Source organism: Janthinobacterium sp. SUN100 (assembly GCF_030397705.1).
Taxonomy (GTDB): Bacteria; Pseudomonadota; Gammaproteobacteria; order Burkholderiales; family Burkholderiaceae_D; genus Janthinobacterium; species Janthinobacterium kumbetense.
Genome location: NZ_JAPUBU010000004.1, coordinates 461,474 through 475,913 on the forward strand (window position 1 = coordinate 461,474; position 14,440 = coordinate 475,913).

10 protein-coding genes are annotated in these 14,440 nt (G+C 62.7%); 6 read left to right on the plus strand and 4 right to left on the minus strand.

What is annotated here, in order from left to right; all coding sequences use genetic code 11:
* Nucleotides 1–145: 145 nt before the first annotated feature.
* Nucleotides 146–2,677, minus strand: coding sequence for a M4 family metallopeptidase (locus O0881_RS22195; RefSeq protein ID WP_251350220.1), 2,532 nt, complete (start codon nucleotides 2,675–2,677; stop codon nucleotides 146–148).
* Nucleotides 2,678–3,348: 671 nt separating this feature from the next.
* Between O0881_RS22195 and O0881_RS22200 the strand changes: the two genes are divergently transcribed.
* Entirely contained in the window at nucleotides 3,349–4,005 is a 657-nt protein-coding gene (locus O0881_RS22200; RefSeq protein ID WP_099666466.1) for a hypothetical protein, read from the plus strand.
* Nucleotides 4,006–4,056: 51 nt separating this feature from the next.
* On the opposite strand, the gene argH is transcribed toward O0881_RS22200, so the two are convergent.
* Nucleotides 4,057–5,454, minus strand: a complete 1,398-nt coding sequence (argH, locus tag O0881_RS22205) for an argininosuccinate lyase (RefSeq protein WP_099376466.1) — start codon at nucleotides 5,452–5,454, stop codon at nucleotides 4,057–4,059.
* 265 nt (nucleotides 5,455–5,719) lie between these two features.
* Here argH and O0881_RS22210 point away from each other — a divergent pair, with 265 nt between their 5' ends.
* The 3 genes from O0881_RS22210 (at nucleotide 5,720) to O0881_RS22220 (ending at nucleotide 7,825) form a co-directional block, all read left to right on the plus strand.
* Nucleotides 5,720–5,917, plus strand: coding sequence for a hypothetical protein (locus tag O0881_RS22210; RefSeq protein WP_289913091.1), 198 nt, complete (start codon nucleotides 5,720–5,722; stop codon nucleotides 5,915–5,917).
* Nucleotides 5,918–6,052: 135 nt separating this feature from the next.
* Nucleotides 6,053–6,478, plus strand: coding sequence for a GNAT family N-acetyltransferase (locus O0881_RS22215; protein ID WP_289913246.1), 426 nt, complete (start codon nucleotides 6,053–6,055; stop codon nucleotides 6,476–6,478).
* A gap of 141 nt (nucleotides 6,479–6,619) precedes the next feature.
* Nucleotides 6,620–7,825: an alpha/beta hydrolase gene (locus O0881_RS22220; protein WP_289913094.1), complete on the plus strand. Its 1,206-nt coding sequence runs from the start codon at nucleotides 6,620–6,622 to the stop codon at nucleotides 7,823–7,825.
* 27 nt (nucleotides 7,826–7,852) lie between these two features.
* Here the strand turns inward: O0881_RS22220 and O0881_RS22225 are convergent, their stop codons facing one another.
* Nucleotides 7,853–9,241, minus strand: a complete 1,389-nt coding sequence (locus tag O0881_RS22225; RefSeq protein ID WP_083299835.1) for a YfcC family protein — start codon at nucleotides 9,239–9,241, stop codon at nucleotides 7,853–7,855.
* A 4-nt stretch (nucleotides 9,242–9,245) separates the two neighbouring features.
* A complete protein-coding gene (locus O0881_RS22230; RefSeq protein ID WP_289913095.1) occupies nucleotides 9,246–10,382 on the minus strand; it encodes a succinylglutamate desuccinylase/aspartoacylase family protein in 1,137 nt (378 codons plus the stop codon).
* 241 nt (nucleotides 10,383–10,623) lie between these two features.
* On the opposite strand from O0881_RS22230, the gene O0881_RS22235 reads away from it, so the two are divergent.
* Both O0881_RS22235 and O0881_RS22240 read left to right on the plus strand, forming a co-directional pair.
* Nucleotides 10,624–11,592: a MurR/RpiR family transcriptional regulator gene (locus O0881_RS22235; protein WP_289913096.1), complete on the plus strand. Its 969-nt coding sequence runs from the start codon at nucleotides 10,624–10,626 to the stop codon at nucleotides 11,590–11,592.
* Nucleotides 11,593–11,625: 33 nt separating this feature from the next.
* Complete coding sequence (locus tag O0881_RS22240) at nucleotides 11,626–14,415, plus strand: TonB-dependent receptor (protein ID WP_289913098.1); 2,790 nt, start codon at nucleotides 11,626–11,628, stop codon at nucleotides 14,413–14,415.
* The last annotated feature ends 25 nt before the right edge of the window (nucleotides 14,416–14,440 follow it).

Here is a 14,440-nt window from a genome sequence, read left to right on the forward strand (position 1 = left end):
ACAATCCAAAAAAGTTCAATTCGTCGCGGGTACCGGCAGCAGGCAAGATGCAATCACTGCCTCAGGGTAGACTGTAATTGCCAGAAAATCAATCGTGCTGTGCGGGCAAGCCTTGTATCGATGGCTTGCCCGCAGGTTCGGCCGCTTACTGGGTGACCAGGCTGACCTTGTCGATCACGAACGAGGTTTGCAGCGATGCGTCCTCGGTCGCGGCGAACGAGATCTGCACGGTCTGGCCCTTGTAGGCGATCAGGTCAAACGTACGGATCTGGTAGCCGGCTGCCTTGTTCACGTTCGAATACGTGGCCAGGGTGCCCAGCACCGTGCCGGCGCTGTTCTTCACGGTGACGACCAGCTTGTCGTACACGGTATTGCCCGTTTCAGCCGTGTCGATGTGCAGCGCGAAGGTCAGGCTGGCGGACGTGGCGGCGGCCGGAATGGCCACGCTTTGCGTCAGCGATTCGCTGGCCGTGGCGCCATTGCCGCCCAGCCAGGCATACTGCGTGCCTTCGTATGCGGTTTGGCCCGTGAAGGTGCCGATGGCGCCCGTGGTGCCGCTCCAGCCCGTGGCGCCGGACTCGAAGCCGCCGTTCGTCACGCGTTCGGTGGCGCTGCTCGTGCCCACCGTCAGCGTGGCGTTGTTCGACGTGGCCGTCACGGCGGGCGAGGACGAATCCGTCACCGTGGCCTTGAACACGGCGCCGCTGTCGGCCGCCACGGTCGTGAAGCTGTAGGCAGGCGACGTGGCGCCGCTGATCACGGCGCCGTTGCGGTACCACTTGTAGGTGTACGGTGCCGTGCCACCGCCCGCGCCCACGGCGAACGAGGCGGTGGCGCCCGGTGCGACGGTGATGCTGGCCGGCTGGCTGGTGATGGTCACCGCGCCGCCCGTGGTCGATTCATCGACGTCGGCGCCCACGTTGATGGCCGCATACGCGCGCTTGACGGCGATAGCCTCGGCGCTACCCACGCCATACAGTTCCTCGGCTGCCTGCAGCACCTTGTTGCGCGCATCGGCATAGTTGGTCGACGAGGTGAACTTGGTGGTGGCGGCCTTGAACCAGATGCGGTAAGCCTTGTCGCTGCCGATGCCGGTCATGGCCAGCGGGCTCTTGTTCAGGTACGAGCTGTAGTAGTCGCTGCTGGACGTGGAGTTCGAACCTTGCGACAGGAAGTAGAACATGCGGTTGTTCGGGCCGCTGCTGTAGTGGACGTCGAGGTTCTTGATGGTGCTGCTCCACGCATTCGGGCTGCTGCCATCCTTGCTTGGCTTGTACAGCCAACGCAGCGGCTGGCCATTCTTGGCGATCTCCTTGCCCGTCATCCAATCGTTGCCCGTGTTGGGGATGCTGGTGCCCGTGCCGCCGGCGCGCGCATAGGCTTCCACCATTTCGCCGGCGATGTCGGAGCTCGATTCGTTCAAGCCGCCCGACTCTTGCGAGTAGATCAGGCCCGAGGTGGCGTCCGTGATGCCATGGCCCATTTCGTGGCCGATCACGTCGATGGAACCGAGGTTGTTGAACGAGCTGCCGCCGTCGCCGATGTACATGCACTTGCAACTGCTGTCGTAATAGGCGTTGTCGTAGGCCGTGTTGACGTGGGCGGCGATGTGGGTGGCCGTGTTGTTGCCGTCCAGGCTGGACCAGCCCAGCACATTCTTGTGCGTGTCGTAGGTGTTCATCAGGCCCCACATCGCGTTCACGGCCGCCGTCTGGCCGTTGGCGTTGGTGGTGCTGCCGCCGTTGATGTATTGCTGGCCGTCGCCCCAGGTATTGCTGGTGCTGCTGTACACGCTGCCCGAGGTGGTGCCGTGGTTGGCATTCGTGATGGCCATGCCGCCGAAGCTGCCGCCCGTGCCGCGGCTGGGGTCTTTCATGGTGTAGGTGCTGCCCGTGAGCGTGGTGTTGAGCGGTACCTGGCCGTTGTACTGGCTGTTGCCGATGCCGGCCACGGTTTTCAGGGCTTTCCACTGGCGCAGGATGCGGCCATCCTTGGCGCTGACGACGGTGTCGTAGTAGACGGGCTTGTTACCGCTGATCATGCGCGTCTGCACCAGGTAGGCCAGCTCGTAGTGGTCGACCACGTCCTGCACGTCGAGGGCGTTCAGCGCGGCTTCCGACTTGTTCTCGGCGCCGGCCACGCGCACCGTTTTCATCACGGGGTAGATCAGCAGTTGCGCATGCGGCGGCACGTGGTCGACGGCCGGCACGCCGATGCTTTTCACGGCGGCGGCGATGGCGGCGGCGGCGCTGACGGCCGGCGTGGTGTCGATATCGGTGGTGGCGCTGCGGGTGACGGAATTGACGCCGCCGCTACCGAGGCCGGAAGCGCGGTCCGACACGGATTCGCTGACGATGTCGCCGGCGTTGTTGCTGACCACGACCGTCTCGGAACCGAAGACGGGCAAGCCCTTGTAGGTGTGCTGTACGCGGCTCACACGCGTGCCGCTGACGCCCGGATGCTGGGCGCCGACGGCAAAGCCATGCTCGGTATTCAGGCCGCGGCTGCGTGCCTGCGCGGCCAGCTTGTTGACCAGGCTGGCGTTCTCTTGTGGAGAGGCCAGGCTGACCGGGGCGGCCATCAGGGTCTGTGGCAGCGGCGAGGCGGCATCTGCCGTGGTGGCCATCAGCGGCAGGGCGGCGATGGATGCGGCAACTATCGTCAAACGTAAATTCATTTCTGCTCCATAGTATCGGTTAAGGAAATGGTGAATGAGCTGGCCGCGATGCCTGATGGCCACCCCGGCGTGCCTGGCGGCGGGCGGATAGCCTGCCGTTTTGTGGTGGCATGACGCCGGGTAGGGGGACACTAAACTTGTCGAGATCGCCATGTCAAAAAATTCAAGAAATGGGTCACTACGCGAATTTTTGTTAAGAATTGAACATTTATCAGCGCTGTATCGTTGGAAAGTTTGATCTACCACAAGCTGCAACTTTTGTTTTGGACTACTTCCCCTAATGGAGCGCTCTGTTGGAAAAACACTGTTGCATTTTTTAAATGTTGCGATCTACACTAGCTCTTCGCGTGGCCCCAGCGGATCACGCGAAGACAAAAAAAGCGCACGCGGCAATGACCGCGTCCAGATACAGCGCATCGGGAAAAAAATCGGGAGTTTCACATGACGTCAGTTCTGTTTTCTGCTGTTGGTTTCAGCCATTTCCCCTCTGGAGCGGCATTCATGCTGCATCCGCCTTCCTAGCCGCCGCTAACCGGCCCTTCCCCCGCGAGGGGGGCTTTTCAGCGAGTCCGACCGCGCCGCCCGGTGCGGCCGCTGGCGCAGTGCATCCTTTTTTCAGGAAGGGTTGCCGGCTCCTGGTGCGTGCACCGGAATCACCGGCCCGACGAACTATGCTTTCGATAGCGACCAAAGTGGAACAGATCGTGATGGAATCGGCCTTTCTCAGCGAGGGACTGGGCCGGGGCTTGCTCAACCTGTCGGAACTGGCGCGCCAGCTACAGCCGCAATTGCAGAGCGACTTATGGAAACCGGTGGGCCAGGCCGCCGTGGTGATGGCGCTGCGCCGCCTGGCCGAACGGATGCCGCAGCAGAAAAGCGGCGAGATCGTGCTGGCGCACCGCGCGGGAGAACTGTCCACGCGCAGCGAGCTGATGATTTTTACCTACCGTTACTCCGACCAGACGTATGCCTGCCAGCGCCAGTTGCTGGCGCTGGCCGCGCCCCAGCGGGGCACGTTCATTACCGTCACGCGCGGCGTCAACGAGGTGATGGTGATCTGCAGCCGCAGTCTGCATGCGCTGGTGGAAGAGGTTTTCGGCGAAGAGCAGGAGCTGGCGCGCCTCGAACGCGTGACGGCCGTGACCTTGCACCTGGCGCCCGAAACCTGCTATACGCCGGGCGTGTATCACGCCATCCTCAAGCGCCTGGCGTGGGAGCGCATCAACCTGATCAACATCATCTGCACCTACACGGAGCTGACCTTGCTGCTGGAGGCATCGCAGACGGGGGCCGCCTTTGCCGTGCTGTCGAAAATCGTCGCCCAATGAAAAACGCCCCGCTGCAGCGATGCAGCGGGGCGCTGGCGGGACGCAGCCCGTTTATTTTTCCAGCTGCGTACGCACGCGGGCGATCGCGGCGCGTACCTGGCGGGGAGCGGTGCCGCCCACGTGGTCGCGCGCGGCGACAGAGCCTTCCAGGGTCAGCACGGCAAACACGTCTTCATCCGTCAGCGGGGAAAACGCGCGCAACTGCTCCAAAGACAGGTCGGCCAGATCGCAGCCGGCGTCGACGCAGGCGCGCACGGCCAGGGCCACCGCTTCATGGGCGTCGCGGAACGGCAAGCCTTTCTTGACCAGGTAGTCGGCCAGGTCGGTCGCCGTGGCATAACCCTGCAGGGCTGCCGCGCGCATCGCTTCCGGTTTCACCGTGATGCCGCCGGCCATGTCGGCGAAGATGCGCAGGGTGTCGATGACGGTGTCGACGGTGTCGAACAGCGGTTCCTTGTCTTCCTGGTTGTCCTTGTTGTAGGCCAGCGGCTGGCCTTTCATCAGGGTCAGCAGGCCAGTCAGGTGACCATACACGCGACCTGTCTTGCCACGCGCCAGTTCCGGCACGTCCGGGTTTTTCTTTTGCGGCATGATCGACGAGCCGGTGCAGAAGCGGTCGGCGATGTCGATGAAGCCGATGCGTGGGCTCATCCAGATCACCAGTTCTTCGGCCATGCGCGACACGTGCATCATCAGCACGGCGGAGGCGGCGCAAAATTCGATGGCGAAATCGCGGTCCGACACGGCGTCGAGCGAGTTGTGGCAGACGTCGTCAAAGCCCAGCGTCTTGGCCACGCGCAGGCGGTCGATGGGGAAGGTGGTGCCGGCCAGGGCGGCGGCGCCCAGCGGCAGGCGGTTGACGCGCTTGCGGCAGTCGGCCATGCGCTCGGCGTCGCGGCCGAACATCTCGACATACGCCAGCATGTGGTGGCCGAAGGTGATCGGCTGGGCCACCTGCATGTGGGTAAAGCCCGGCATGATGGTGTCGGCATGCTGTTCGGCCAGATCCGTCAGCGCGCTGCGGAACGTCGCCAGCAGGGCGGTGATGTCGTCGATGGCGGAGCGTACGTACAGGCGAATGTCGGTCGCCACCTGGTCGTTGCGCGAACGGCCCGTGTGCAAGCGCTTGCCCGCATCGCCTACCAGTTCGGTCAGGCGCTTTTCAATATTCAGGTGGACATCTTCCAGGTCCAGCAGCCATTCGAACTGGCCGGCGGCGATTTCCTGCGAGATTTGCGCCATGCCGCGCTGGATTTCCGCGTAGTCGGCCGGGCTGATGATGGCTTGCGCATGCAGCATTTCCGCATGGGCCAGCGAACCTTCGATGTCGAACAGCGCCAGGCGCTTGTCAAAAAATACAGAAGCTGTGTAGCGCTTGACGAGGTCCGAGACCGGTTCGGAAAACCGGGCCGACCAGGCTTCGCCCTTTTTGGAGAATTGATCAGTCATGAAAGAAGTCCTTTAGTGTAGGGCGATTATAAACAAGGTTGGCCGGCGGTAGGGCTTTTAGGGGCTTGCAGGGCGCTGAAATGGCCAGGAATGGGGCTGGCAAGCCTCAAATGCCACGGCGCGGGCACGTTGTGCGTTCCATCCGGGCTTTTTGTATTCTGTCCCGCGAATCGTGCGTTTGGTCGCAATCCGATGGCGGTTCAGTGGGGATCGGCCTACAGTTCAATCATCGCAGCACACAACCAGCCACCCAAAGGACATCATCATGAACATCGCTAAAAACATGGAAGCCATCTTCGTTGCCATCATCGCCATCGCCGCCGCCACCAGCCTGGCCACCGCCGCCGTGCCGAAGTTCCGCGCCGCGCCAGCATCCATGGTCGCCAGCGCCGAGCAAGTCACCATGCACACCGTGTACGTCAGCGCCAAGCGCCTGAGCGCTGAAGAAAAAGCAGCACTGTAAGCGGGCCCATGCAATGCAGGCAGCACCCATCACCGGCAATCAGGACGGGCGGCGCCCCCGGTTCTTTCCTGCCCAGGTGACAGCAGCGCGCAAATCGCCGATGATCGGTTTTTTCCACGACAGGCGGACAGCGTGATGTCACATTTGAAGATCAGCAGCGACAAGGCGGAACTCGACGTTCCAGCCATTCACCATTTTCTCAGCACGCAATCGGCATGGGCCAGCGGCATCGCACTGGCCACCGTACAGCGCGCGATCGACCATTCGCTCTGCTTCGGCGGCACGCTGGACGGCCGCCAGGTGGCATTTGCCCGCGTGGTCAGCGACTACGCCACGTTTGCCTATCTGGTCGACGTGTATGTACTGGAAGAGTGCCGCGGCCGCGGCTACAGCAAGCGCCTGATGGAGGCCGTGATGGCACATCCCGACTTGCAGGGCTTGCGCCGTTTCATGCTGGCCACCAGCACGGCGCATGGCTTGTATGCGCGCCACGGCTTTACGGCGCCGCTCCGGCCGGAGACGCTGATGGAGCGGTATTTTCCCGATATGTACCGGCGTTGAACGTCTGGTGCGGTTTGCGCGCGGCTCCGGTCCTGCCCTGCCATTTCCATTTTATTGATCCCCCTACCGGCCCCTGACTCCATGAACTCTTTCTTTCTCTGGCCTTTGCTTGCCGTATCGTTCTCGGCTACTGCTGCGCCCATGCCGGAGGCATTCAGCCCGGCGCCTTGCGAGACGGGCATTTTTCGCCAGGACCAGACGGGCTTCGTCGCCCTCACCAAGGGGGGCAAAGGCTACGGCTATACCTTCAGCGACGGGACCGTTGGCAACACGCAGGACGCCGGCGCACTGATCGCGTGTGGAAAGGACGCCGTGCTTGTCCGCGGCAAGGAGCGCTGGCCGAAAGTGGCACTGGCTGAATCGGATACGCGCTTTGCATCGCATGGCGTCATGCTCGCGGGCCGCCTGATGGAGGCGCCGGGCGCCGGCAAGGATACGCCACTGGTCGTGTATGCCCATGGTTCCGAAAGCAGCGGCTGGATCGACCGCGCGCGCGACCCTTATCAGATGGTGGGGCGGGGCGTGTCCGTTTTCGTGTATGACAAGCGCGGTACCGGGCTGTCCGAAGGTGAATATACGCAGAATTTTCCACGCCTGGCCGATGATCTGGTGGCCGCGTCGCGCGAAGCAAAACGGCTGGCGCAAGGACGTTATGGGCGTTTCGGCCTGATGGGCCTGAGCCAGGGCGGCTGGATCGCCCCACTGGCGCAGGCGCGTGCCAAGGCGCAATTTCTCGGCATCGGCTATGGACTGGCGGTCGATATCGCGGAGCAGGATGCGGCGCAGGTTGCCAGGGAACTACAGGACAAGGGCTATGGCGGCGACGTCGTCGCCAAGGCCAGGATGGGGACGGATATCACGGCAAGAATCGTCAAATCCGGCTACCAGGATGGACTGGACGACCTGTCGGCATTCCAGCGGCAGTTTGGCAAGGAGCCGTGGTTTGCCCTCATCAAGGGCGGCTACACGGGCGTGTTGCTGGGCATGCAGGCCGAGGAACTCCGCAAGCACGGCATACCGCAGTTTGACAAGCTCGGTGTCGACTGGTCGCAAGATCCCGTGCAGGCATTGCGCCAGGTCGCGGTGCCGCAGTTATGGGCCCTGGCAGAGGACGACCGCCAGGCGCCGCCGGCCGTCACCGTCGAACGCCTGACTGCGTTGCGCGGCCAGGGCCAGGCCATTTCTGTCTACCTCTTCCCGCAGGCCGATCACGGCATGCGCAGCTACGTTCAGGCGCCCGATGGAACGCGCAAGCCGACCATCATCACGCCCGGGTTTTACGACCTGATGGCCGACTGGGCGAAGGGCGGCGCCGACGGCGCGTATGGACAGGCGTATCGCAAATAAAGCCACGGCGACGCTGCCTCGCCGTGCTTACTGCCAGTGCATCAGACAGGGGGGAATCAGGAGCAGCAGCGCCAGCACCAGGTAAATCAGCTGCAGCGGGATCATCCACTTGGCCCACGTAATCCAGGGCACGCGTGCCAGCGCCAGCACGCCGACGGTGATGCCGGACGTGGGGATCATCGGCGTGGTGAACTCGCCGAACTGGAAGGCCAGAATGGCCGTCTGGCGCGTCACGCCCACCAGGTCGGCCAGCGGCGCCATGATGGGCATGGTCAGCGCGGCCTGGCCGCTGCCGGAATGGATGAAGAAGTTGATCACCGACTGCATGAAGAACATCTTTTGCGCGGCGAAGACGGGACTCGACGAGGCTACCAAGGGCGTGAGCGCATGCAACATGGTGTCGATGATCTGCGCGTCGCGCGCCAGGATCATGGTGCCGCGCGCGAGCGCGATGACCAGCGCCACGCTGACCATGTCGCGTGCGCCCTGCACGAAAGACGCCACCAGGCTGTCCATGTCGAGCCGGCCCACCAGGCCGACGACGATGGCCATCACCAGAAACAGGGCGGCGATTTCATCGATGAACCAGTCGTATTTGACGACGCCGACGACCATCGTCAGCAAAGTCGCCATGAAAATCCACAGCACGGCGCGGTGCGTGCGCGTCATGCCGGCAAAGCTGTTCAGGTCCAATGTGTGCTCGCTGCGCTTTTCGATGTCGAGCAGGTAGGTCGGGCTTTTTTCCGGATGGCGCTTGATGCGCGCCGCGTACCACATCAGGAACACGATGCTGACCGCCGTGGCGATGGCCCAGACGATCAGGCGATAGCCGATACCGGAAAAGATCGGCACGCCGGCGATGCCTTGCGCGATGCCGACATTGAACGGGTTCAGGAAGGCGGCGGAAAACCCCACCTGCGAGCCGATGAAAGGAATCGATACGCCCGTGATGGTGTCATAGCCCAAGGCCAGCGCCAGCGGCACGAAGATCAGGATGAAGGGGATGGCTTCCTCGTTCATGCCGAAGGTGGCGCCGCCCAAGGAAAACATGGTGAAGAAGACGGGGATGATGGCGGCGCGCACGAAGCGCGAACTGGTGTGCGCCTTGGCGATGGCCTTGATCAGGGAATCGAAGGCTTCCGTTTTTTGCAGCACGGCGAAGGCGCCGCCGACGATCAGCACGAAGCCGATGATCAGGCTGGCGTCGACGAAGCCCTTGATGGGCGCCATCATCAGGGCGGCGAGTCCCTGCGGCTTGTTGTCGACATAGTGGAACGTGCCGGGGATGATCAGCTGCTTGCCGTTGACCAGCTGCGTATCGAATTTCCCGCCTGGCACCAGCCACGTCGCCAGCGCGATCATGGCCAGGATGCCGCACAGCAGGACGAAGGTGTTGGGGAGCTTGAATTTTCTCATGGCGTCATTGGCTCAGCAGGCTGCCGCCGCGGAAAGCGACAGCGCCGGCGACCTTGCCGACGTTCATGCCGCGCAGGACGTGGCGGTGGGCGCTGCGCGCAAAAAAGACGCCGGCGACGGTGCAGCGCAAGGTCGTCGTTTCGCCGCTGACCGGGTCGATCAGGTCGGCCACTGCATCGCCAGCGGCCAGCACCTCACCCATTTCGCGCAGGTAGACCAGCACGCCGTGATGTGGCGCGAGGATCGGCTCCACACCGGCCAGCGGCGTCGGCTTGCATTGCGGCGCGGGCAGGTCGTCGCCGGCACCGGGGATGTCCAGTACGCCCTCGATGGCGAGAAAACGCAGCAGGGCGGTGGCGTCGCGTTCGGCCAGGGCGTAGCTCACTTCCACTTCGCCGCGCAACTCGACGGTGGTCGACAGGCAGGCGGCAGGAATCGGATAGCGGCCCTGGAAATGCGCGTCGAGATCCCACCATAATCGGCTGCAGGCTTCGTCGAACGGTTCTTCACCGGCCGCCAGTTCCAGCAGCACGGCGCGCGCGCCCAGCAGCGCGGACAGGGGCGCGATCTGCGCGGCCAGTGGCGTGCCCGTATAAATGTGCAGGGCCGCCTCGTTGTCGCAATGCAGGTCGAGCACGATGTCGGCGTCGATGGCCATGCCCAACAGGGTTTTCTTCAGCGTTTCCGCATCCGTGCCCGGCCGCCAGGCGGCGACGGCGGCGCGCGCATGCTCGCGTATCAGCGCCACGTTGGCTTGCGCATCCTGTCCCAGCAGACCATCGAGCGTGGTTTTCAGTTCATCGGCCACGTGGCGGTAGGCGCGGTTGAAGTTGATGCCGGTGGTCAGGTCGAAGCGCCCGAACGGCGCGCCATGGATGGCTTGCGCCAGGCCGATCGGGTTGGCGGCCGGCACCAGGATGATTTCGCCGTGGATATTACCCGCCGCTTCCAGCGCCAGCAGTTCGCGACGCAAAAATTGCGACACCAGCATGCCCGGCACTTCATCCGCATGCAGCGCCGCCTGGATGTACACCTTCTTGCCGCTGCGGCTAGCGGCGGCCGCACTGCCGAAGTGGAAGCTGCTCAATTGGCACGCTACGCTGGCGTGCGCGGTGGAGATGGGATGCTGTTGTACTTGCATGGTGAATTCGCCCCAAAACGGGGCGCGGTTGATGGATTTCGGTCGATTATGTAGCATTATTTTCACGAAGTAAATCAATGAAAATCCTTTTACAAATATTTGTTGAGTTTTCTTTTTGATATGAGTACAGTAAGTTTCAGCGACCCGATTTCGCCTTTCCGCCATTCATCCGCAGTATCCAAGAACACAGGCCGCCAGTGATATGAAAGCATCCGCCAGTCCTGCCAGAAGCAGCGCCCGCATGCCACCTGCCGCCGCGCTGTCATCGCCCGATGCCGCCTTCGCGCAGTCTCCGCTGGGACAGGCGCTGATGCACGTGCTGGCCAGCGGTTCGGCTTCGCAGCGGCAGATCGCCGACTACCTGCTGCGCAACCAGATGCGCGTCATTGCGCTGGGCATCGAGGAACTGGCTGACAACTGCCAGGTGTCGACGGCCACCATCAGCCGCTTCGCGCGCGACATCGGCCAGAAGAATTATTCGGCCATGCGCGGCGCCATGGCCGAAACCCTGCAATCGCTGCTGCAGCCCGTCGACAAGCTGCGCCATACGATAGAGCGGCGCGCGCGCGCCACCTCGCCCGTCACGGAAAGCCTGGAATATGCGGCCGCGAACATCGCCGCCACGTCTGCCGCCCTGTCGCTGCCCGACATGCACGCTGTGGTGCGGCGTCTGACGCGCGCCAAGGTGGTGTATGTGATGGGTTTTGGCCTGTCGGCCAACCTGGCCGGCATGCTGGTGCAGCATCTGCAGCCGTTTTGCCCGCATGTGGTGGAAGTGGTGGGCATCGGCGGCTCGGAAGTGGCGGCCGGGCACCTGGTCAACCTGACGGCGCAGGACGTGCTGGTGGTGATTTCGTTTCCCCGCTATACGCTCGATTGCATCGGCCTGGCCAGCTTCGCGCGCGACCGGGGCGCCTGCATCGTGGCGCTCACCGATTCGCCTGCCTCGCCGCTGGCCGAGCTGGCCGATCATGCGCTATTTGCGCAAAGCACGCATCCCGTCCTGCCCAGCAGCGCCAGCACGGCGCTGGCCATGATCGAGGCGCTGGCCGTGGCGCTGATGGTGTCGAACAAGGATAACGTCGACAAGGCCGCACGCCTGAGCGAAGTGATCGCCGCCTACCTGTATGGCGGCGAGCATGGGGTGCAGGCTCCCAGGAAAACAGCAGCACAGCAGCGCAAGGCAGTCCATAAAAAGCAGTCATTATAAAAATCAGGGTCAATACCATTGGGGAGAGTTGGAATGCATAGGGAAAAACAACAGGGCGGGCCTGCACTGCCACGTGAAGCGGCACTGGCGCATGCCGTGCGCCTGGCGCTGGGCGCCTTGAGCGTGACGGCGGCGCTGGGCATGCTGGGCAATGGCGCGCTGGCGCAGGAACAGGACGGCGACGCGGCGCCGAAAAAAATGCAGCGCGTGGAAATCACGGGGTCGGCCATCAAGCGGCTGGAATCGGAAACGGCGCTGCCGGTGCAGATCATCACGCGCGCCGAGATCGAAAAGGCGGGCGTGACGACGGCGGCCGAGCTGATGGCGCGCGTGTCGGCCAACGTGGGCGGCCTGACTGATGGCGCCAGCATCAATATCGGCGGAGACCAGCGCGGCTTCAACAGCGCCAATCTGCGCGGCGTGGGCACGTCATCCACGCTGGTGCTGCTCAATGGCCGGCGCATGGCCAACTTTGCCTCGCCCGGCGACGATGCGGGCGTGGACCTGAATAATATTCCTGCCGCCGCGCTGCAGCGCGTGGAAGTGCTGCTCGACGGCGCCTCGGCCCTGTACGGCACGGACGCCATCGGCGGCGTCATCAATTTCATTACGCGCAAGGATTACCAGGGCGTGGAGCTGAATGCCTACGGCAGCGGCACGCAGGAAGGCGGCGCCGGCAAGCGCACGGCCAGCATCACGGCCGGTACGGGCGACCTGGCCACGGATGGCTACAATATCTTCGCCGTGTTCGACGCGCAGCAGACGGACCGCCTCAGCACCTCGCAGCGCAAGTTCATTCCGAACCTGAACGTGCCCGAGCGCCTTGGCCATTTGCTGTCGAGTTTTACCAGCCCGGCGAATATCCGCCTGTCGGGCGCCCAGCGCGATCACCTGCAGGAGATCGGTTTCCTGTTGAACGGCAAGCCGATCACCAACCGGCAAATCAACCTGTCCATCCCGGACTGCAATCCACCCGCCAATTTGTACCTGCCCAACGGCACTGGCGGCGTCGATGGCTGTACCTACGATTACATGCGCGATACGGAGTTGTATCCGAAGTCGGAGAAGCAGAATTTTCTTTCGCGGGGCGTGTTGAAGCTGAACCCGGAGCATCAGGTATATGCGGAGGTGGCATTGAGCCGTTCGCGTACCAATTATGTCGCGTCGTCGACACGGGTGATCGGTTACCTGGATTACAGCAAGGTGCCGCAATTGGCCAATACTGGTTTTGATACCATATTGGATGACGATGGCAAGCAGGTGGAGCGCGAACTGGAAGTGCGCATGCGATTGAAGGAGGCGGGCAACCGCACCAGTGAGTTGACCAGTGAAAGCCAGCGCTTCGTGGTGGGGGCGACCGGTACAGTGGCGGGATGGGATTATGACGTGGGTTTGAATCATAGCGTCAATACCGTCAGGGACCGTGATACCAAAGGCTATCTGCTGAAGGACAAGCTGCGCGCAGGTATCGCCGATGGCAGCATCAATCCTTTCGGGCCTTCCAGTGCCGAGGGCCTGGCACTGATTGAGAGCATCCAGGTCAACGATGAAGTGCGCCACGCGCGCGGCGTCATGGATGCGCTTGATTTCAAGGCGTCACGCGCTCTGATGGCCATGGGGGGCGGCGACATGGCCCTTGCCGTTGGCGGAGAGGTGCGCCGCGAACGTACGCAGTTCCGTCTTTCCAAATTACTGATGAGTAATAATATCAATGACGATTCGGCGCCGGAAGGCGGCAAGGACACCAGCGACAGCCGCACTGTGCAAGCCATTTACAGCGAACTGCTGCTGCCGTTCACCAAGCAGTGGCAGGCGCAGTTATCTGGCCGTTACGACCATTACCAGCAGGTAGGCGGCGCCCTCAGTCCGAAGATCGGTCTGACTTACATGCCCAGCAAGCAGGTGCTGATGCGGGCATCCACCGGCAAGGGTTTCCGCGCTCCATCGATGTCGGACTTGCACCGACCCACCGTCTACAGCAGTACGGCGACCCTGCCCGATCCCGTGTTATGCGCCACTGTGGAGAATAACTACGCCGATTGCGCGCAAAACTGGGATACGCGCCGCTACAGCAACGACAAGCTGAAGCCGGAGCGCAGCCGCCAGTTCACGGCCGGTGTGGTGCTCGAGCCGAGCCAGCACTGGACCTTCAGCTTCGATTACTGGAACATCAAGCGCACGGACCTGATCAGCGAAATTGGCGACGACATCATCCTCGGCAACCTGGCCAAGTACGGCGACCTCGTACATCGCAACGAGGACAATGAAATCGACTACATCGAGCTGCGCAAGGAAAACCGTGGCGCGCAAAAGGCTACGGGCATCGATATTACGGCCGACCTGCATGGCGTGAAGACGGCCTGGGGACGTTTCGGCGCCCACCTGAGCGGCACCTACGTGCTCGATTCGAAAATCCAGACGAGCCCCGGCGATGCCTTTATCAGCAACCTGAATAAATTCGTCACGGACGGCGTGGTGCAGCGCTGGCGCCATACGATTACCCTGGACTGGGACCATGGCCCGTATTCGGCCAGCCTGTCGAACACCTATTCGAGCAGCTACGATGACCAGAACTCGGCCATCAACACGGATGACGGCAGCGTCGTCAAGCCGAATCGGGTCAAGGCCTACACGCTGTGGGACATGTCGGGCGCGTATGCCGTCAGCAAGCAGTTCAAGCTGCGCGCAGGCATACAGAATCTGTTTAATACCAGCCCGCCATACTCGAACCAGGCCTACTTTTTCCTGTCCGGCTATGACCCGACCTATACGGATCCGCGCGGCCGGCGCTTCTATGCCAGCGCCAATTACAGTTTTAAGTAAAAAATTGGAGATACCGCAACAACGC